This is a genomic window from Streptomyces sp. SP18BB07, from assembly GCF_036322545.1.
Classification (GTDB): domain Bacteria; phylum Actinomycetota; class Actinomycetes; order Streptomycetales; family Streptomycetaceae; genus Streptomyces; species Streptomyces deccanensis.
Genome location: NZ_JAQYWT010000296.1, coordinates 52,304 through 72,353, shown reverse-complemented (window position 1 = coordinate 72,353; position 20,050 = coordinate 52,304). Strand labels below are relative to the sequence as shown.

The following is a 20,050-nucleotide window of genomic DNA, read 5'->3' as shown; positions in this document are numbered from 1 at the left end:
CCGCTTATTGCACGGGGGAGTTTCTCTGTTGTCGGCATTGCACCCCATGAAAGCGACCGGCGAACCACTACCGGATGTCCCGTTCGTTCCCGCGCACGAAGCGGTGGCCCAGGTGGCCGCCGACCGGCCGGCGGAGGTCGCCGTGCGGTGCGGTGACCTCGCGGTCACCTACGGCGAACTGATCTCCTGGTCCCGGCGGTTGTCCCACCGACTGGCGGCGGCCGGGGTGGGCTCCGGCGACCGGGTCGCCGTCCTCGCCGAACCCTCGGTCACGATGATCGCGGCCGTGCTCGGCATCCTCGGTGCGGGCGCCGCCCATGTGCCCGTCGACCCGGCCCAGCCCGACGCCCGTATCGCCACGATCCTCGACGACGCCCGGGTGAAGGCCGTCGTGGCGACGGCACGCACGGGGACCCGGGCGGGCACGGTCGCCCGGGTGCCCGTCGTCACGGTCGCGGACGTCCCCGGCGAGGAGGGCCACGGGACTCCCGGCTCCTTCGCCGCCGGGGTCGGTCCGACGGACCCGGCCTATCTCATCTACACCTCGGGCAGCACCGGTGAGCCCAAGGGCGTCGTCGTCGAGCACCGGAACCTCGCCGCCTCGACCCGGGCGCGTCTCATGGTCCATCCAGGAAGTCCGACGTTCCTCCTGGTGTCACCGCTGGCGTTCGACTCGTCGGTCGCCGGGATATGGGGGACGCTCCAGGCGGGCGGCTGCCTGGTCGTCGCGTCCGAGGACGAACTGCGCGACCCCGAGCGGCTGGTCTCGCTCGTCCGCCGCCACCGGGTGGACCGCACCCTGTGCGTGCCCGCGCTGTACGGGCTGCTGCTCGACGCCGCCGAGCGCACCGACTCCGGAGGCCTGGCGTCCCTCCGGCAGGTGATCGTGGCGGGCGAGGCCCTGCCGCAGTCCCTGGTCGACCGGCACTTCGCGGTCCACTCCCCCGGGGTCGACCTCGTCAACGAGTACGGCCCGACCGAGGCGACCGTGTGGGCCACCTACCGACGCTTCACCGGTGTCGCACCGGTGGGCATCGGCGGACCGATCCCCGGGGTCCGGCTCCACGTCCTCGACGACGAGCTCCGGCCCGTACCCCCGGGCACGGAAGGGGAGTTGTTCATCGGCGGGCCGGGGGTGGCCCGTGGCTACTTCGGCCGGCCGGAGGCCACGGCGGCGGTCTTCCTCGACGATCCCTTCGTCGACGAGCCGGGCGCGCGCATGTACCGCACCGGCGACCTCGTGCGCCAGGACCCGGCCCACGGGCTGGACTTCGTCGGCCGCAGGGACGACCAGATCAAGGTCCGGGGCCACCGGGTGGAGCCCGGCGCGGTCGAGTCGGCGCTCCGCGCGCTGGGCGGCGTCCAGGAGGCGGCCGTACTGCCCGACGCACGGGGCACGGGCCTGATCGGCTTCGTCGCCTCGCGGGAGGGTGCCGACCAGGTCGCGCTGCGGCGTGCCCTCGCGGAGGAGTTGCCCTCGGTGATGGTCCCCGGCGAGCTCCGGGTGCTGCCGGAGCTGCCGCGCAATCTCAACGGCAAGCTCGACCGCGCGAGGCTGCGGACGCTCGCCGCCGAGGCGCTCGCCCCGCAGTCACCCGTCGACCCGGCAGCCGTCGAACGGGCCCCGGCCGCGCCGCTCTCCGACGCTTCGCTCACCGCCCAGGTCACCGCCGCGTGGGCGGAGGTGCTGGGCACGCCCACGGTGCCGCCGGACGTCAACTTCTTCGATCTCGGCGGACATTCGCTGACCATGTTCAAGCTGCAGGACGCGCTGGAGCGGCACTGCGGCCTGCGGCCGTCGATCGTCGCCCTGTTCCAGGAGACCACCGTGACGGCACAGGTCGCGCTCATCCGCGCCGACCGTGAGCAGGGGGAGGAGACCGCGGCCGGCTCATCCGCCGAGGCCGCGCGCCGGGCCCGTACAGCCAGGCTGCGGCAGCAGCGTGCCCGGAAGGGGGCCCGCCGATGACCGGGAACGGCTCCCGCTGGCTGGTGTGCGACACCGCGCGCCCGGAAGCACGGATCCGTCTGGTGTGCTTCCCGCACGCCGGCGGGTCGGCCTCCTTCTACCGCGCGTGGGGCGGTGCGCTGACCGAGGTGGAGGTGCACGCCGTCCAGTACCCGGGGCGCGCCGGACGGTTCGACGAGGAGCCCCCGCACGACCTCGTCCGGCTCGCCGGCGACATCGCCGACGCGCTCGAACCGCTCACGGATCGCCCCCTCGCCTTCTTCGGGCACAGCCTGGGCGCGCCCATAGCGCTGGAGACGGCCCGCGCGCTGCAACGCCGGAACATCCACATCGAGCACCTGTTCGCTTCGGGTTCCCGTGACGCTCCGCTGCCCACCGGCCTCGTCGCCGAGGAGGACCCCGACCGACTGCTCGACGATCTGGTCAGGATGGGCGGCACCGACGCGGAGATGGCCGCCGACCCCATCTTCCAGGAGGTGGTCCTGCCCTATCTGATCGCCGACGGCCGGATGTTCCACGACTACGTCATGCTTCCCGAGCCGCTGCTCACCTGTCCGGTCACCACGATCGTCGGCGACCGCGACGACGACGCGGACCGTCGTCCGTGGAGCGCGTTGAGCACGCCGCCCGTCCGGGAGGTCGGCGTCTTGGGCGATCACTTCTACCTCATCGCCGACCCGCCGTACGCGGTCCTGCGCACGACCCTCACGACCCCACGGCACGACGTCCACTGAATTGCGGGACCGATTGCGGTCATTCCGAAAACGCAAAGATTCGAACATCCGGGCGTGGTAGCGTGCACCGGAGTTGACGGGGAGGAGCATTTGTTGATCGACATCGACATGGGCTCGGTGTTCGCGGAAGTCAATGAATTACGGGGAGAGTTCGACGACCGTTCCTCGTTCCATGAGGCGGCCACCCAGAAGGAGTTGGCCCGTCGACTCGAAGGATCCACGCATCTCCGGCGGCAGCCGATAGTCCAGGCCTTTCTGGAGGACCTGCGCACTTTCACTCCGGGTTCCAGACTGCGGGCCACGAAGGCACACATCAACAGCCGCCGGGACAACCACATCTTCTCGTTGTTCGACGCCTCGTACTTTCCGTCCCTGACCCTCGACTACCTCACGTACGAGATGCTGCCGACCGATTCGCACCTCGCGGAGCGGTACGCCAGCCCGACGGCTCCGGTCACGGTCACGGGGCAGTCCGACGGATTCCGCTCACGCGTGGTGGTGGCGCTCTTCCCCGAGAACCACTTCGACGGAATCCAGGACCCGGACGACCTCATCTTCTACTTCATCGACAAGTTCGTCGAACGGCACAACCGGATCACCCGCAAGATGATCGACGCGGTGATGGTCGGGGGAAGCTTCCCGCTCATCCAGGGAGCGACGGACGAACAGGTGCGGCAGGCCTCGTCCTGGTGGGTGCGACTGCACGAGTACCACCACCGTCAGGGCGACATGCCGATCCCCGCGTTCCTCTCGGCGAAGAAGTACAAGCCCCTCGCGGGACTCGAAGAGCTGCGCGTGGACGTCTCCGCCATGCTGGTCCTGCTGAACGACCCCGAACTCCCGGCCGAGCAGGCGCGGACCGCGTACGAGTACATCCTCGCCGAGCGCCTCCTGCGCTACGCCGTCGAAGGCATCCCACGGCCCAACTACGACGCCGTGGCCTCCCAGTTGCTCTTCGGATACCTCAGCGAGCACGACGGCGTACGGGTGGCCGGCGGCAGGATCGAGCTGAGCCCGGACATCCCCCTCGTGCTGGCCCGGTTCCTCGGCGCGATCCAGGACATCGAGCGAAGGATCCACGAGGAACCCGTCGAAGCCGTCCGTCGGCGGCTGCTGGAGTTCACCAACCGGTACACGGACTACGACCCGGTGGCCCGCGACTACCGCTACCTCCCGTTCTTCGCCGAGGTGAAAGAACGACTCGGCGTATGACGTCGGCCGCACACCGGCCTCTTCAGCGACTCTCGTCCTCACACTTCTCTGGAGTGATCGTGACTGCTGCAACCGAGTTCTCCCTCGCCGACCGGACCGAACTCGACGAGCGGGTGGACCAGGAGATCGACCGCGCGGGACTGCGACGGGCGGACAACGCCTTCTTCGGAAACGCACGCTCCGCCGTGTCCGTCTCCCCCCGGGCCGCGCTCACCCTGGGGGTGTGGTGGCGGACCATGACGAAGAGCTTCATGTTCAGCACCATCGCCGGTATGGGCGAGATGGCGCGGGTGTTCTCGGCGCAGGACGCGCCGACGCACGACGTGCTCGGCGCCTTCCAGACCGTCTACCGGGTGATCGGCGACGACCTGGACAACGCCGCCCCGGAGTTCCGGGCCGTGGCCCCGCGCGGTCCGGCCGGCATCCACTACGTGTGGTGGGACGACACCATCGTCGCCCCGCTGGCGGCCGGGCTGGGCGAGGACGAGCTGCGGGAGGCTGAGCAACTGCCCGACGGAATCAGGGAGTTGCTGGCCAACATGGACCGGCTCGGGCGTTCGCCCCTCGGGGCGGCGATCCAGTTGCGGGTCGTGGAGACCATCGCGCTGGACATCGCCGTGGCCTTCCGACGGCTGTACGCGAAGGTCTCGGTGGACGGGGAGCGGGTCTTCGGCGAGACCGACCAGTTCGCCTGGATCGATTCCCACATCAAGGCGGAGACGGTGCACGCGGCGCAGGTCAGCGACGACGAGACCGGTATGACGTGGGTGGTCACGGACGCGGCGCAGGCCGCCGAGTTCCTCACCCTGGCCAGGGAGTACTCGGAGAACTGGTCCCGGGCCCTCGCGTGTTTCGCCGACTGTCTGACCGGCGCGTCGGCGTCCGCCGGGGCCCCCGGTGCCACGGACTCCGTCGCCGCGGGTGCCTGACCCGCCCGGCGCATGGAGATCGTGGACCGCTACGGCCTGGCGCTCGCTCTGATCGACCCCTCGGAGCTGGCCGAGGAACCCTGGACGAGGACGGACCGGCACATCGACGTCGTCCGGCTGCCCAACCCCCCGGCCGCGACCTGGGACGACCTCGCGCGCCGGGGTTTCGTCCGCAAGCCGTCGCTCCTGACCTGGGTGGCCGAACTGGGCCCGGACGAGGACGGCTTCCTCGCGGGCCTGGACCGCTCGTCCCGTCAGACCGTCCGGCGCGCCCAGCGCCAGGCGGCCGCCGCCGGCGTGCGCGAGACGGTCGAGGACCCGGTGACACCGGCCACCCTCGACCGGTTCCTCACGCTCTACCAGGACCGGGTGGCCGACATGCGGTTCGGCGTCCCGTTCGCGCTCGACCACCGGGACGCCGTCCTGCACGGGCCGCGCAAGTTCTTCGGGGTCTTCGCGTACGACGGGGAGGAGCTGGTCGGCGGCTGTCTCGCCCTCGAATGCCCGGCGGTGAACACGCTGGTGCTCCGGTTCTCCGCGGTGAGCGCGGCGTACCGGCGCTCCAGCCTGCCCCGCGTCGTCTACTTCTCCGTGCTGCGGGCGGCGCGCGCCCGGGGCTACGGCCGGGCGACGCTGGGCAACGAGCCGAATCTGATGGGGCATCTGACGCAGCCGGGGCTGCTCCGCTTCAAGACCGGGCTGGGATTCCGCGCGGTTCCCTCGCACGAGTGCGCCGACCCCCAGCCCTCCGACGAGGCCGACCTCGTACTGCGGCTGACGGCCCTCAATGATCCGACGCTCATCCTCGGGTACGCCGGGCGGCGCCTCGCGGCGCATCTGATCAGCGAGAAGCCGATGGAGACGGCCGAGGCCCAGCTCTACACCGCGCCGTTCCTGGACCCGGGGACCGTCCAGCACCGACCGGCGTGGCCGGACTGAACCACCGGCCCACGCGCACGGTTCAGTCCCGACAGCCTGAGCCCTGGTGGCCCCGGGGCTCAGGCGACGGGCACGACGGGTGCGGCCATCCGGTCGGGGTCCCCGCCGATCAGGGAGTCCCGTACGAGACGGCCGATCTCGTGCGGGCTGCCCAGCTCGACGGCGCTCACCGTGTCCAGCCGGGCCCGGTGCTCCTCCGTGAGCGTGACGTCGAGCGAGGTGAGGTACTCCTCCAGCTGGTCCACGCCGCGCGGGCCGATCACGGGCACGAACGCGGTAGTCGACCGTGCCGCACGGTCGCGCAGCCAGGCGAGCGCCACCTGCGGCGCCGAGAGCCCCGTCTCCTCGGCCACCGCGAGGACGGTGTTCACGACCGCCTCGATCCGGTCGGTGTCGTTGCGCGGGTGACGGCGGTTCTCGTCGCTGACCCAGCCGGCCTCCGTACGCCGGTACTTGCCGGTGAGGAGTCCGCCGCCCAGCGGTGACCACAGGGCCGCGCCGAGCCCGAGCGCCTCGGCCATGGGCAGCAGTTCCCGCTCGCCGGTGCGGTTGACCAGGTTGTACTCGGTCTGGATGCCGATGACGGGGGCCCAGCCGCGCAGTTCCGCGATCGTCACGCCCCGGGAGACGCGCCAGGCGGGGAAGTTGGAGAGACCGGCGTAGAGGATCTTGCCGGCGCGCACGAGCTGGTCGACGGCGGTGAGGATCTCCTCGGTCGGCGTGAGCGTGTCGGGGAAGTGGGCCCAGTACAGGTCGATGTGGTCGGTCCGCAGGCGCCGCAGGCTGGACTCGACGGACCGGATCATGTTCTTGCGGCTGTTGCCGGTGTCGGAGACGCCGGGACGGACGGAGTCGCTGTTGGTGTACTTCGACGACAGGACGAAGTGGTCGCGGTCGGCGGCGAGGAACTCGCCCAGCAGCTTCTCCGACTCGCCGAACTGGTAGCAGTCGGCGGTGTCGATGAGGGTGCCGCCGGCCTCGGCGAACCGGTCGAAGACCTTGCGCGCCTCCTCCCGTCCCGCACCGTCACCCCGGCGGGCCCACATCAGCCCGGCGGCCTCGGGGTGCGCGCCGACGCCCGTGCCGAAGTTGGCCGTGCCGAGGGCGAACTCCGACACGCGCAGCCCGGTGTTCCGGCCGAAGGTCGTGTAGCGCATGGCTCTCCTGAGTGCTGGCGGGGTACGGAGCTGTGGGCGGGAGGAGGGGGCCGGGGCACGGTGTGCCCGGAGTCAGGCGGTGGTCTTCGCCTCGACCCAGTCGAAGACGCCGCCGAGGACCTGGCGGTGCTGCTCCCTGCCCAGCATGGAGAGATAGCCCGGGACCGGATTGACCTCCAGGACCACATAGCCGTCCGGGGCGGGGAGGATGTCGAGGCCGGCCAGGGTGATGCCCATGGCGCGGGTGGCGCTGAGCGACAGCTCGACGAGGTCGTCGGGGGCGTCGAAGCGCTCGAAGGTGGCGCCCTCCATGGTCTTGCAGCGCCAGGAGCCCGGCGCCGGCAGCTTGAGCATGTTGATGGGGGTGGCCTCCCCCGCGACGGTGATCCGGTACTCGCCGCCCGACGTCGGGTAGAAGCGCTGGCACACCAGGGTCGGGTAGCGGGAGAGCAGTTCCTCGGCGACGGCCTTGTCGGCCGCGAAGTCGGCGACGCGCTCCACGTCGGTGCCGCGATAGCCGAAGGAGGGCTTGAGGATGACCGCGCCCCACTCCTCCCAGGCCTCCTCGACGTCCGCGAGCGAGGTGGCCGAGCGGGTGGGCGGTACGGGCAGGCCCGCCGCGGCCAGGCGCTGGGCCATCAGGAACTTGCTGTATCCCGTGACCCACACGTCCGCCGGGTCGAAGAGCCGCAGACCGGGGACGTTGCTGAGCATCGTCAGCCGCTCGACGCGGTCCTGCCAGTCGTCCCCGTACAGCTTGGAGCGGTTGATGACGGCGTCGAAGGCCTCGGCGGGCTCCCCGCCCAGGGTGAGCGTCACACCGGACGGCCCGGGGCGATAGGCGAGTTCCTCCAGGGTGAAGAACGACATTTCATGCCCGCGCTCCCGACCGTACTCCACCAGGCTTATGCCATCGGGATCGATTCCCGAATAGTCCCAGCCGAGCAGGCCTATCTTCACCGTGCCTCCAGTGCGCGCGTGCATTGCCGTGGACAGAGCGGACGCCGTCGCAGCCTCACTCTCGCCGCAGCCGCCTGTCAAGTGCTTTATCTCCGAGGCCCATTGAACGCGGATCGCCGCAATCGTGGACACGGCACGCTTCTGAACGAACAGTGAGGACGCCGTGTGTTTGATAAACAGAATCGGATTTCCCCGTTCCGCCTACCGTGGCCTTCCGTCATCCTCTAGGCTCGGCCACCGGATTCGTGCTCAAGCATCAATGTCGAAGTACGAAGAGCGGGGGCGCTTCAGTGGGTAAATGGGACACGCTGGTTATTCCCGGACCGGAGACGGCCGCGAAATACCGGGCGGCCGGCTGGTGGCGAGAGGAAACGTTTCTGGCCGACTTGGCCGAAGCTGTTCGCACCAGACCCGGGCATCCCGCCGTCATCGCCTACGAGGGCCGCGACCTCACCAAGCTGGTGACCTACGCCGAACTGGCCGAGCTGGTCGAGCGGTTCGCCGCCGCGCTCACCGAACTCGGCGTCACCACGGGCGACGTGGTCGCGCTCTACCTGCCGAACCGCTGGATCCTGACCCCCCTGTACCTGGCCTGCCACCGGGTGGGGGCCGTCGCCTGCCCGGTGATCCCCGCACTGGACGTACGTGAACTGGCCCAGGTGCTCGAGGAGAGTGCCGCGCGGGTCTGTGTCACCGTCGACCGCTTCAACGACATCGACTACGGCGCGCGACTCGCCGAGGCCGCTCCCCCGTCCCTCGCCCACCGGGTCGTGGTGGGCGACGCCGCCGCCACGGGCGCGGTCGACTTCGACGCGTTCTTCGTCCGCACGCCGTGGGAGGAGCGGCACGACGTCGACACGGCGCGGCGCTCGGGCCCCGACGATCCGGCCCTGCTGCTCTACACCTCCGGCACCACCGGCCGGATGAAGGGCGTCGTGCACAGCCAGAACACCCTGCACGCGGCGGTACTCGCGGTGTCCGAGCCGCACCGGCTCACCCGGGACGACGTCATCTCCATCCCCAACTTCGCCACGCACATGGCCGGGCTGACCTACGCCTGCTACATGCCGCTGCTGCTGCACGGGACCTGCGTGATGCAGGAGGCCAACCGGGACATGGAGCTGCTGCTCGACATCGTCGCCGCCCACCGTGTCACCTGGGCCTACGCGTCACCGGCGTACCTCGTGGACCTGCTGGACGCGCAGCGCAAGGAGCCCCGCGACACCTCCAGCGTCGTACAGATCGTGTCCGGCTCCGCCCCCATCGACCCGGGGCTGATCGCCCAGGTCCGCGAGGTCTTCGACATCCCGGTGCGCGCGCTGTGGGGCATGACCGAGAACGGGGCCGTCACCGTGACCCGGGACGACGACCCGGAGGGCTGGGCGGGACACAGCGACGGCCGCGCGGAGCCGTGGATGGAACTGCGGATCGCCGTCGAGGAGGACGGCGGCTCCGGACGGCTGCTGGTGCGCGGCGCCTCGCAGTGCCTCGGCTACCTGGGCCGGCGCGAGGCCTACGAGGCGTGCCTCGACGAGGACGGCTGGTTCGACACCAGCGATCTGGCCCGGGACGACGGCCGGGGCGGCATCCGTATCGTCGGCCGCAGTGTCGACCAGATCACCCGGGGCAGCGGCCAGAAGGTCTCCACCCTGGAGGTCGAGGCCGTACTGACCCGGCACCCGGCCGTCAAGGAGGTCGCGCTCGTCGGCTACCCCGATCCGCGGGTCCCCGGCGGCGAGTTGGTGTGCGCCGTGATCGTGCCCGAGGGCGAGCCGCCCACCCTGGCCACACTGCACGGACACCTCGCGGACCAGCGGATGGCGGAGGTCCTCTGGCCCGACCGGGTGCAGTTCGTCTGGGAGCTGCCCAAGAACTCGCTGGGCAAGGTGTTGCGGCACCCGCTGCGCGAACGTCTCGAGATCGAATACGCCGTCCGCCGATGACGGCGTCCGCGCGGACCGCCGCCGACGCCTCGAAGTCCCCGGGGGAGGACCACGGCAACCGGCGGCGGTCGGTCGCGCTCGCGGTGATCTCCTCGGCGCAGCTGATGTTCCTGTTGGACGCGACCATCGTCAACGTGGCGCTGCCCGACATCCAGAGGTCGTTGCGCCTGGACGGATCGGACCTGGAGTGGGTCGTGGCCTCGTACTCGATCGCCTTCGGCGGCCTGCTGATGCTGGGCGGACGGGCCGGGGACATCCTCGGCAGACGGCGCGTGTTCATGACCGGCGTGGCGCTCTTCACCGTCGCCTCGCTGCTCGGCGGATTCGCCTCCGAGGCCTGGCTGCTGACCGTCTGCCGCACGGCGCAGGGGGTGGGCGCCGCCGCGGCCTCGCCCGCCGCGCTGTCGCTGATCGCGGTGACCTTCCCGGAGGGTCCGGGACGCAACCGGGCCGTGGGCTGGTACACGGCGGTGGCGACGGCGGGCGGGGGTGTGGGGCTGCTGGCCGGCGGGCTGATCACCGTCCATCTGTCCTGGCGCTGGGTGATGTTCGTCAACGTGCCGCTCGGCGCGGTGATCCTCGCCGTCGGCGCCGGGGTGCTGCGCGAGACGCCCCGCACACGCGGCGCGTTCGACGTCCTCGGGGCGGTGACGGGCACCCTCGCCGCGCTGCTGCTGTGCTTCGGACTGATCGACGGCGCCTCGGGCGGCGGCAACTGGTCCTCGCCGGTGGTGCTGGGCGCGCTCGGCGCGGCGGCAGTCCTGCTGCCCGTGTTCGTTGTCGTCGAGCGGCGCAGCGCCCAACCCCTGGTTCCCTTACGGTTGTTCGCCGATCGGACCCGGCTGGGCACCTATGTCGTGACGGCGCTCATCAGCACGGCCGTCTTCGGCATCTTCTTCTTCCTCACTCTCTTCCTCCAACAGGTCTGGGACTACAGCCCGTTGCGCACGGCGCTCGTCTATCTGCCGCTGACGTGTCTGCTGATCGTCGGGGCCAGGGCCGGCTCCCCGCTCCTCGCGCTCTTCGGCACCCGGGCCGTGGTCTGCGGCGGTCTGCTGGTGGCCACCACCGGGATCCTGTGGCTGTCGAGGATCGGCGACTCCGGCGGCTACACCACCGGAATGCTCGTGCCGACGGTGCTGACCTACGCGGGGCTGGGCGTGACCGGGGTGCCGCTGACCCTGGCCGCGCTCTCGAAGGTCGCCGACGAGGACTCGGGCGCGGCGTCCGGACTGGTCAACATGGCCCGGCAGATCGGCGGTGCGACCGGTCTCGCCGTGCTCGGGGCGGTCGCTTGGTCGTCCGGGGCCGGGGCGTCCGGCGGGTCAGGGGCGGGACTGTCCGCGGGGGTCGCCCGGGGCTTCGCCGTGGCGGGCTGCCTCACCCTGCTGGCGCTGTGCGTGGCGGCCGTCACCCTGCCCCGGAAGGGCCGGTGAGCGGCGTGCGGGAGTCGGACGTCCTGATCGTCGGGGGAGGGATCGCGGGCGCCTCGGCCGGCTACTTCCTGGGCCGGGCCGGTGGCCGGGTGACCCTGCTGGAGGCGGAGAGCGCTCCGGGCACGCACGCCACCGGCCGGTCGGCGGCGCTCTTCTCCGAGTACTACGGGAACGCCGTCGTACGGGAGTTGACCAGGGCCTCCCGCGCCTTCTACGAGACTCCCCCGGCGGGGTTCTCGCCCGTCGCGGAGCTGCTGCGCCCGCGCGGTGTCCTCGCTCTCGGGACGCCGGGCACCGGGCGGGAGTTCGACGCCGCGAAGGCCTCCGGCGCGGGCGCCCCGCAGCCCGTGGTCGAGCTGAACCGCGACCGGGCGCTCGCCCTGTGCCCGGCACTGCGGCCCGACGCCTTCGCCCGTGCGCTGTACAAGCCGGGGGCCCGCGACATCGACACGGACGCCGTGCTCCAGGGCTTTCTGCGCGGTCTGAAGGTAACCGGCGGGACCGTCGTGACGGGCGCGCGGGTGCACGCGCTGACCCGGCGCACGGGACGGTGGCACGCGGCGACGTCGGCCGGGGAGTTCTCCGCGCCGGTCGTGGTCGACGCGGCGGGCGCCTGGGCCGACCAGGTCGCGAAGTCGGCGGGCGTCACCCCCCAGGGCCTGGTGGCATACCGCCGCACGGCGGCGCTCGTCTCCCTGCCGAGGGAGCTGGCGTCGACGGGCAGCTCGGCGGTCAGTGTGGCGGGCTGGCCGATGGTCGCCGATGTGGCGGAGACGTTCTACGCCCGTCCCGAGTCCGGGGGGCTTCTGATCTCGCCCGCCGATGCCACGCCCGTCCCGCCCGGTGACGTGCGGCCCGACGAGGGTGACGTGGCGCTGGCCCTCGACCGGTTCCGGGCGGTGGTGGACCTGCCGGTCCGGCACGTCCGCCGTGCCTGGGCCGGGCTGCGCAGCTCGGCACCCGACGACACCCCCGTGATCGGCCCCGACCCGGAGGCGCCCGGCTTCTGCTGGCTCGCCGGGCTCGGCGGCCACGGGATCCAGACAGCTCCCGCGGCGGGCGCCCTGCTCGCCGCGCTCATCGCCGGGAACGAGCCGCCGCCCGGCCTCACCGGGGCCGTCGCGGGCACCACCCCCGCCCGCGTCGGCCGGTCGTGAACAGCCATCTCTCTGGCGCCCCCACCCACATCAGCATCAGCAGAGAGCTCGGAGGATATGTCGGAAACGAACTGGCAGGTCGCCGGCGCGGAGGTCGACCACGGACCGTACCGTCCGGTGGCGACCCTCATCGAGGAGCAGGCCGACCGCACCCCGGAGCGTACCGCCCTCGTCCACCGGGGCGAGACCGAGACGGCCCTGACCTACGCGGAGTTCGACGCGCTCGCCAACGGGCTGGCCACGGAGCTGACGTCGGCCGGTGTGCGCGAGGGCGACCTCGTCCCGCTGATGATCGGCAACAGTGTCGAACTCCCGCTGTGCATGGTGGCCCTGATGAAACTGGGCGCGGTGTTCGTGCCCTGTGACCCGGCCTGGCCGGAGGAGCGGCTGCGCACGGTCCTGAAGGTGCTCGATCCCCCGCTGTCCCTGACCACGGGTTCCCTCGTCCCCACGGACGGGAGGTCCCGTGTCGTCTCCCATCGGACCGTCGTCCCGAGCACCGTGCGCCCCACACTGCGGCCCGCTCCGGACCGTCCGGTGTACGGCGTCTTCACCTCCGGCACCACCGGCGTCCCGAAGTGCGCCGTCAATCTGCACGGCGGGCTGACCAACCGGTTCCGCTTCATGTCCCGCTATTTCGCCGCCACCGGGGACGAGGTGGTGCTGCAGAACAGCCGCCACACCTTCGACTCCGCCATCTGGCAGTTGCTGTGGCCCCTGACGACGGGCGGCCGCACGATCGTCCCGGAGCAGGGCGAGTTCCTCGATCTGGAACGGACCGTGGACACCATCGCCCGGTACGGGGTGACCGTCACCGACTTCGTACCGGCGATCCTCGGCATGCTGGTCGCCCTGCTGGAGGCCGAACCGGAGCACGTCGCACGGATCGCCTCACTGCGCGATCTGGTGGTCGGCGGCGAGGAGATCATCCCGCACGCCGTGCACCGGCTCAGGGAACTGGTGCCGGGACTCGGGATCACGAACGGCTACGGGCCGTCCGAGGCCAGCATCGGGATGGTCTTCCACCGCGTCGACGGCACGGAGGGCGACCACATCCCGCTCGGGCGGCCCATCGACAACTGCTACGCCCTCATCGACGGAGCGGATGCCGACGGCGTCGGGGAGATCCTCGTCGGAGGCGCGTGTCTGGGCGCCGGATACCTCGGCGAACCGGAGCTCACCGCCGAGGCGTTCGTCCCCCACCCCTTCCCCGGCGTCCCCGGCGAGCGGCTGTACCGCACCGGCGACCTCGGACGGTTCGACGACTCGGGGCTGCTGCGCTTCGTCGGCCGCCGGGACCGGCAGGCCCAGGTCGACGGCGTACGGATCGAGCTCCGGGAGATCGAGACGACCGCCGAGTCCTGTCCCGGCGTCATCCAGGCCAAGGCGCTGACGCTACGGCGGTCCGGCCGAACCCGTCTGGTGGTCGCCGCGGCGGCCGAGGAGGGTACGACCCCGGCCGCCCTGCGCGGGCATCTGGCGTCCTTGCTGCCGCGCGTGCAGGTGCCGCGGCACTGTTTCGTCCTCCAGGCGCTGCCGCTCACCGACAACGGCAAGGTCGACCTGCGGGCGCTGCGGACCATCGTGGAGGAGAAACTCGGGTCCGGCACGGGGACCGGCACCGGCTCGGAGACGGGCCCCGGGACAGGGGCCGGCGCCGGTACGGGGGCGGAGCCCGACGCGACGACGGGTGCCGGCGCCACGACGGGTGCCAGCGCCGGTGGCGACGCCGGGCTCACCCCTGCCGAACGCGTCGCCGAGGTCATGGGCGTGGTGCTCGACCGGCCCGGCTTCGGTGTGCGTGACGACTTCCTCGACCACGGCGGGGACTCCCTGACCGCGCTCACCGCGGCGCTGCGCCTCCGGGAGACGCTGGGTGCGCGCGTCGGCATCTCCGACCTCTACGCGTACCGCACCCCGGCGGCGCTCGCCGCCGCCGTGCCCGGTGGCGGCGCCACGGTCCTCTCCGCCGGGGACGAGGCGGAGCTGATGGAGCGCGACGCCGATCTGCCGGAGGAACTGGCGGCGCTGGCCCGCCGGGCCGCCGGCACCCGCCCGGTCGTGCCGCCGCGCACGGTGCTGGTCACGGGGGCCACCGGCTTCGTGGGCGCCAGGGCCGTGCACGCGCTGCTGGCGGCCACCGAGGCCCGGGTGGTGTGCGTGGTGCGGGCCCGCGACGACGCACACGCCCGGCTCCGGCTCCGCGAGGCCCTGGGCGCGCAGGGGCTGTGGGACGAGTCCCTGGCCGGGCGGCTCGACGCCCGGCGCGGCGACCTCGCCCGGGACAGGTTCGGCTGGACGCGCGAGACGTGGGAGGCGTACGCCGCCCGGTGCGACGCCGTCCTGCACATCGGCGCGCTCGTGAACTTCCTGCTGGACTACCGGGCCCATCGTCCCGCCAATGTGTCCGGCACGACGGAGGTGGTGCGGTTCGCGCTGTCCGGCCGGACCAAGGCGCTGCATCACGTGTCGACCCTCGGTGTGCTCGACCGGGAGGCGTCCTGTGCCCGGGAGCGTGGGCGGGGCCGGCTCGGCGAGGACGTCGATCCCGCGCGGGCGGCGACGCCCACGAGCGGCTACAGCCGTTCCAAGTGGGTCGCGGAGCGGCTGGTGCTCGCGGCCCGGCGGCTCGGCGCGCCGGTCACTCTCTACCGGCTCGGTGAGATCATGCCGGCCGCCGACAACGGCGTACCGAACCCGAAGGCGCTCACGCATCTGCTGCTGTCGGCGTTCCGACGGCTGGGTCTGCGCCCGGACGTACCGATGCGGTCGGACTACACGCCGGTGGACGAGGCGGTCGCGCGGCTGGTCGCCGGGCTCGCGGAGCCGGCCGGGGGCGCGGTCCACCATGTGTTCCGGGACGGCGGCGCGGACTTCACCTCGTTCGCTCTCACGGAGGGCGAACGGACCGTTCCCGTAAGGGAGTTCATGGCGGCACTGCGCGCCGCCGCAGCCGAGGACGTGGGCTCGGAGGCGGCCGTGCTGGACGCCGTGCTGACCCTGCTGCCAACGTCCGGGCCCGACGGCACACCGGATTTCGGGCGGCTGCTGACCGACAACCCCGTCCTGTTCACCCGTGAGGCGTGTACGGCGCTCGACGCCCGGCACGGCCTACGGGAAGGGCCGCTGGAAGCGGCCCTCGCGGCCTACCGCACCACCCTCACCCAGTGATTCGAGAGGACTACATGCACCAGCGCACCATGGGCCGGCTCGGCTGGCGGATCAGCGAGATCGGCTACGGCATGTGGGGCATCGGCGGCGGCCCCGGCGGCTTCACCGGCTGGGACTACGACACGGCGCCCCACTGTCTGGACCTGGCGGTGGAGGAGGGCTGCACCTTCTTCGACACCGCCTGGGTCTACGGCCGGGGCGTCAGCGAACGCATGCTCGGCGCCCTGCTGCGCCGGCACCCCGACCGTCGCCTGTACGTCGCCACCAAGGTCCCGCCGCTCAACCGCGAGTGGCCGCCGCGCCCGCAGGACACCCTCGACGACGTCTTCCCGCCCGACCACGTCCGCGAGTACGTCCACCGCAGTCTGGAGAACCTCGGCACCGACCGCATCGACCTGCTCCAGTTCCATGTCTGGGAGGACCGCTGGAGCGACGACGAGCGCTGGCAGCGGGTGATCTCCGACCTCAAGGCCGAGGGTGTGATCGAAGGCTTCGGCCTCAGCGTCAACCGCTGGGAGCCGGCCAACTGCCTGCGGGCGATCGACACCGGGCTCGTCGACGTCGTCCAGGTCATCTACAACATCTTCGACCAGGCCCCGGAGGACGAGCTGTTCGAGCGGGCGTTGCGCGACGACATCGGCATCATCGCCCGCGTCCCCTTCGACGAGGGCGGCCTCACCGGCCGGCTGACCCGGGACACGACGTTCCCCGAGGAGGACTGGCGTGCCGTCTACTTCGGCCCGGAGAACCTCGGCCCGACCGTCGAGCGCGCCGAACTCCTCAAGAAGGTCCTCCCCGAGGGCGTCACGCTGCCCGAACTCGCGCTCCGCTTCATCCTGCACCACCCCGCCGTGAGCACGGTCATCCCCGGCATGCGCACACCCGAGCACACGCGCGCCAACCTCGCCGTCTCCGGCGCCCCACCGCTCGACCCGGCGCTGCTGGCGGAGTTGCGCGCACACCGCTGGGACCGGCGGCCCACGGCATGGTCGATGTGACCGGGGCCCCGCCCTCGCGCCAGGCCCCCGGACCCGTCCCACGCCCCACCGTCATCGCGCTGTGGGCGCACCCGAGAGCGGTCTCCACGGCCTTCCTCCGCATGATGATCGAGCGCGGTGACGTGACCGTCGTGCACGAGCCCCTGGTCCTGCTCACCGACCACGGCGAGGTGTCCGTCCCGGACCCGGACGGGGGTACGGCGACGCTGCGCGACCCCGGTGCGCTGCTGGCCCACCTCGCACGTCTCGGCGCCCGGCGGACCGTGTTCTTCAAGGACACCCTGGAGTACCACCACCAGCATCTCTTCGACCGACCGGAGCTGATCGCCGACTTCGAGCACACCTTCATCGTCCGCCATCCGGCCCGCACCATCGCCTCGCACCACGCGATCAAGCCCGAGCTGGCCTGCCGGGAGATCGGTTACGAGCATCAGCACGCCCTGTTCGAGCTGGCCTGGAAGATCACCGGCCGGCGTCCGGTGGTCATCACCGCCGAACGCCTGCTCGCCGACCCGGCGGAGGTCGTCGCGGCCTACTGCGAGCGGGTGGGTCTGCCGTTCCTGCCCGAGTCGTTGAACTGGCGGCCCGGCGAACGGTCCGAGTGGCGCCAGAACCGCCGTTGGCACCTCGACGCCATCGCCAGCGCCGGGTTCCACGCCCCGGAGAAGGAGTACACCGCCACGGTCGACAACGACGCACGGCTGCGCGGCTACTACGAGCACCATCTCCCGTACTACGAGCGTCTGGTCGAGCACGCGCTCTGACGTGCGCACCGGATGCCACCCACCCCATCGGCTCCACGATCCCGAGGACGTACACCCGGATGACGACGACCGCTGATACGACGACCACCGGCACGACGGCCGCCATCGGTACGACGGCCACCGCCTCCCCGGGCGAGCGGTTCGCCCGGGCCTTCGCCGAGGACCCGGAGAAGGCCGAGGTCCGGTTCGACCACACGATCACCGACTCCTTCCAGCCGGGGAAGGACCGGCCGCGGCTGACCGCACGCAATCTGTTCAAGAAGCAGCGCGTCACGAGTGAGACCGTCCGGTCGTGGTTCGAGACCCGGCCGGCTACGCCGAGCGCGTCCGGCGGGCTGCGGGAGAGCGCGTACCGGTTCGAGGCGGCCACCTACGGAGTCCGGCCGATCACGGCGTGGGTGCAGATCCCCGACGCTCTCGGTGAACAGCCCGACGCGCTGGCCCAGTTCATCGACCACCGGCTCATGGTCCGGCTCGGCACGGCGGAGAACCGCGCCCTGACCCTCGACGTGGTGGACCACCCGGACGTCGCGACCCTGCCGTACACCGGTTCCTATGCCGCCGGGGTCCTCGCCGCGTTCAACGAGATAGAGCAGCAGGGCGGCACCGGCCACGCCCTGATGATCAACCCCCAGGACTACTACGGGGAGTTGGTGGGCGCCGGCAGTCTGCTGGCCGACCTCGCCCGTGAGCAGGTGATGGTCTGCCGCCACCGCCATGTCGCTCCCGGCTCCGCGCTGGTCGGCGACTTCGCCATGGCCGCCCGCCTGCTGGACGCCGGCCGCTCGGTGATCAAGGTCGCGGAAGCCCCGCCCGGCCTCTTCGAGCGACCGGGCACGGCCGTGTGCGCCGAGGTCCACGAGAGCGTGGCCGTGCAGCAGCCGACCCACTTCTTCCACGCGGTACGCGCCTGAGCGGGGCACCGCACGGGAGTCGAGGTCGCCGAGGCGCGCGGGCCCGGCCCGCGCCCGTACACCTGACGCACCTGTGGGGTGCGGCGGACGTGAGCCCTCGTCCGCCGCGCCCCGTCAGTTGACCTCCCGGGGCCGTCCGGCCCAGTACGGCTCGCGCAGTTTGAACTTCTGGACCTTTCCGGTCGCCGTCCGAGGAATGGTCTCCCGGAACTCCACACTCGTCGGGGCCTTGTACCCGGCGAGGCGTTCCTTGCAGTACGCGATGATCTCGGCCTCGCTCACGGCCGCTCCCCCGGCCCGCACGACCAGCGCCTTGATCGTCTCGCCCCATTTCGTGTCCGGCACCCCGATGACCGCGACCTCGGCGACCCCCGGGTGGCTGAAGATCGTGTCCTCCACCTCGATGGACGACACGTTCTCGCCGCCGGTGATGATGACGTCCTTCTTCCGGTCCGAGATCGTCAGATGTCCGTCGACGGGGTCCAGGGTCCCGCCGTCGCCCGTGTGGAACCAGCCGTCCTCCAGCACGGCGGCGGTCTCCTCGGGCTTCTCCCAGTACCCGTCCAGGACCACGTTCGAGCGCGCCAACACCTCACCGGAGTCCGCGACTTGGAGCTTCACCCCGAGCGCCGGCAGACCCGCGCGCGACAGCTTCCGCGCCCGCTCCTCACCCCGCAGGGCGTCGTCCCCGGGCCGCGCACGGTTGAACGTCAGCAGGGGCGAGGTCTCCGTCAGGCCGTAGATCTGGGTGAACTCCCAGCCCAGTTCCTCCTCGACGCGCTGGATCATCCGGCTCGGCGGCGGCGCTCCCGCGCACACGATCCGCACCCGGTCGCGCCCCGGCACCGGCCCTTCCCAGCCGGTCGCCGCGTCGAGGACCGCGTTCCACACCGCCGGCGCGCCGCACATCAGCGTCACCCCGTGTTCGTCCACCCGGCGCAGGATCTCGGTGCCGTCGACCTTGCGCAGCACCACCTGCCGGGCGCCGAGCCCGGCCATCACGAACGGCATCCCCCACCCGTTGCAGTGGAACATCGGCAACGTGTGCAGATACACGTCCCGCTCCCAGGCCCGCGTGTGCAGGCCGAAGGTCAGCCCGTTCACCCAGATGTTGCGGTGCGTGAGCTGAACTCCCTTGGGGCGCGCGGTCGTTCCCGAGGTGTAGTTGATCGTCGCGGTGGCGTCCTCGTCCGGGTGCGACCAGGGCCTCGGCGCCACCCCGAACCGCATCAGCCCGGTGTCCGTCTCCTCCCCCAGGGTGAACCGGTGCGCCACCTTGACGTCGGCGACCGTGTCCCGCACCTCGGGGTCGACCAGCAGCACGGAGGCGCCGCTCTGGCGCACCACGTACTCGATCTCCTCCGCCTTCAGCCGGAAGTTGACCGGCACGCAGATCCGCCCACTCATCGGCACCGCGAACAGCAACTCCAGCAGGCGGGCCGAGTTGTGGCTGACCACCGCCACCCGCTCGCCCTCCCCCACCCCGAGCGCGTCCAGTCCCGCCTGCCAGGCCCGTACCCGTTCGCCGAGTCGTCCGTACGTCGACGGCGCCACCGGCGCCGCGGGCTGACTCGGTTCGTCGATCACCCCGGGACTGTCGGCGAAACCCGCCTCCGCCCGGTCCAGGAAGTCGGCCACCGTCATCGGAACACGCATGTGTCTCCCCACTCGCCCTGTCCGCACGCCGCATACGCCATGCCTCATGTCTCCTACGAGTTGTTACTCCCCTACCGAGCGCGTGCGCCACTGGCCGGTCACCCGATCGAG

At 71.7% G+C, this 20,050-nt stretch carries 15 protein-coding genes; 12 read left to right on the top strand and 3 right to left on the bottom strand.

Going from position 1 to position 20,050, the window contains the following annotated elements; translation table 11 throughout:
- Window positions 1-46: 46 nt before the first annotated feature.
- The 5 genes from PUR53_RS17810 to PUR53_RS17790 all read left to right on the top strand — a co-directional run bounded on the left by PUR53_RS17810 (window position 47) and on the right by PUR53_RS17790 (window position 5,783).
- Entirely contained in the window at window positions 47-1,969 is a 1,923-nt protein-coding gene (locus tag PUR53_RS17810; RefSeq protein ID WP_329900794.1) for a non-ribosomal peptide synthetase, read from the top strand.
- A complete protein-coding gene (locus PUR53_RS17805; RefSeq protein WP_329908859.1) occupies window positions 1,966-2,703 on the top strand; it encodes a thioesterase II family protein in 738 nt (245 codons plus the stop codon). Before PUR53_RS17810 ends, PUR53_RS17805 begins: the two co-directional genes overlap by 4 nt.
- 93 nt (window positions 2,704-2,796) lie before the next feature.
- On the top strand, window positions 2,797-3,915 hold the full coding sequence (locus tag PUR53_RS17800) for a DUF6421 family protein (RefSeq protein ID WP_329900796.1): 1,119 nt from the start codon (window positions 2,797-2,799) through the stop codon (window positions 3,913-3,915).
- 59 nt (window positions 3,916-3,974) lie between these two features.
- Entirely contained in the window at window positions 3,975-4,844 is an 870-nt protein-coding gene (locus PUR53_RS17795) for a DUF6202 family protein (protein WP_329900797.1), read from the top strand.
- A gap of 12 nt (window positions 4,845-4,856) precedes the next feature.
- Entirely contained in the window at window positions 4,857-5,783 is a 927-nt protein-coding gene (locus PUR53_RS17790; protein ID WP_329900798.1) for a GNAT family N-acetyltransferase, read from the top strand.
- Window positions 5,784-5,842: 59 nt separating this feature from the next.
- On the opposite strand, the gene PUR53_RS17785 is transcribed toward PUR53_RS17790, so the two are convergent.
- On the bottom strand, window positions 5,843-6,940 hold the full coding sequence (locus PUR53_RS17785; protein ID WP_329900799.1) for an aldo/keto reductase: 1,098 nt from the start codon (window positions 6,938-6,940) through the stop codon (window positions 5,843-5,845).
- 72 nt (window positions 6,941-7,012) lie between these two features.
- Complete coding sequence (locus PUR53_RS17780) at window positions 7,013-7,900, bottom strand: ATP-grasp domain-containing protein (RefSeq protein WP_329908858.1); 888 nt, start codon at window positions 7,898-7,900, stop codon at window positions 7,013-7,015.
- A gap of 386 nt (window positions 7,901-8,286) precedes the next feature.
- On the opposite strand from PUR53_RS17780, the gene PUR53_RS17775 reads away from it, so the two are divergent.
- Genes PUR53_RS17775 through PUR53_RS17745 form a run of 7 tightly spaced genes read left to right on the top strand, consistent with a single transcriptional unit; the run spans window position 8,287 to window position 18,283 of the window.
- Window positions 8,287-9,843: an AMP-binding protein gene (locus tag PUR53_RS17775; RefSeq protein WP_329908857.1), complete on the top strand. Its 1,557-nt coding sequence runs from the start codon at window positions 8,287-8,289 to the stop codon at window positions 9,841-9,843.
- Complete coding sequence (locus PUR53_RS17770) at window positions 9,840-11,279, top strand: MFS transporter (protein WP_329900802.1); 1,440 nt, start codon at window positions 9,840-9,842, stop codon at window positions 11,277-11,279. The genes PUR53_RS17775 and PUR53_RS17770 overlap by 4 nt, the downstream gene beginning before the upstream one ends.
- The gene (locus PUR53_RS17765; protein ID WP_329908856.1) at window positions 11,276-12,436 is read left to right on the top strand and encodes an NAD(P)/FAD-dependent oxidoreductase; all 1,161 of its coding nucleotides are present in this window, start codon (window positions 11,276-11,278) and stop codon (window positions 12,434-12,436) included. The genes PUR53_RS17770 and PUR53_RS17765 overlap by 4 nt, the downstream gene beginning before the upstream one ends.
- Window positions 12,437-12,493: 57 nt before the next feature.
- Complete coding sequence (locus PUR53_RS17760) at window positions 12,494-15,607, top strand: non-ribosomal peptide synthetase (protein WP_329900804.1); 3,114 nt, start codon at window positions 12,494-12,496, stop codon at window positions 15,605-15,607.
- Window positions 15,604-16,605: an aldo/keto reductase gene (locus PUR53_RS17755; RefSeq protein WP_329900805.1), complete on the top strand. Its 1,002-nt coding sequence runs from the start codon at window positions 15,604-15,606 to the stop codon at window positions 16,603-16,605. Before PUR53_RS17760 ends, PUR53_RS17755 begins: the two co-directional genes overlap by 4 nt.
- The gene (locus PUR53_RS17750) at window positions 16,593-17,369 is read left to right on the top strand and encodes a sulfotransferase family protein (protein WP_329900806.1); all 777 of its coding nucleotides are present in this window, start codon (window positions 16,593-16,595) and stop codon (window positions 17,367-17,369) included. Before PUR53_RS17755 ends, PUR53_RS17750 begins: the two co-directional genes overlap by 13 nt.
- Window positions 17,370-17,428: 59 nt before the next feature.
- Window positions 17,429-18,283 carry a family 3 encapsulin nanocompartment shell protein gene (locus tag PUR53_RS17745; RefSeq protein ID WP_329908855.1) on the top strand — a complete coding sequence of 285 codons (855 nt, stop codon included), beginning with the start codon at window positions 17,429-17,431 and terminating at the stop codon, window positions 18,281-18,283.
- A gap of 114 nt (window positions 18,284-18,397) precedes the next feature.
- Here PUR53_RS17745 and PUR53_RS17740 read toward each other — a convergent pair whose 3' ends face one another.
- Window positions 18,398-19,939, bottom strand: coding sequence for an AMP-binding protein (locus tag PUR53_RS17740; protein WP_329908854.1), 1,542 nt, complete (start codon window positions 19,937-19,939; stop codon window positions 18,398-18,400).
- Window positions 19,940-20,050 lie beyond the last annotated feature (111 nt).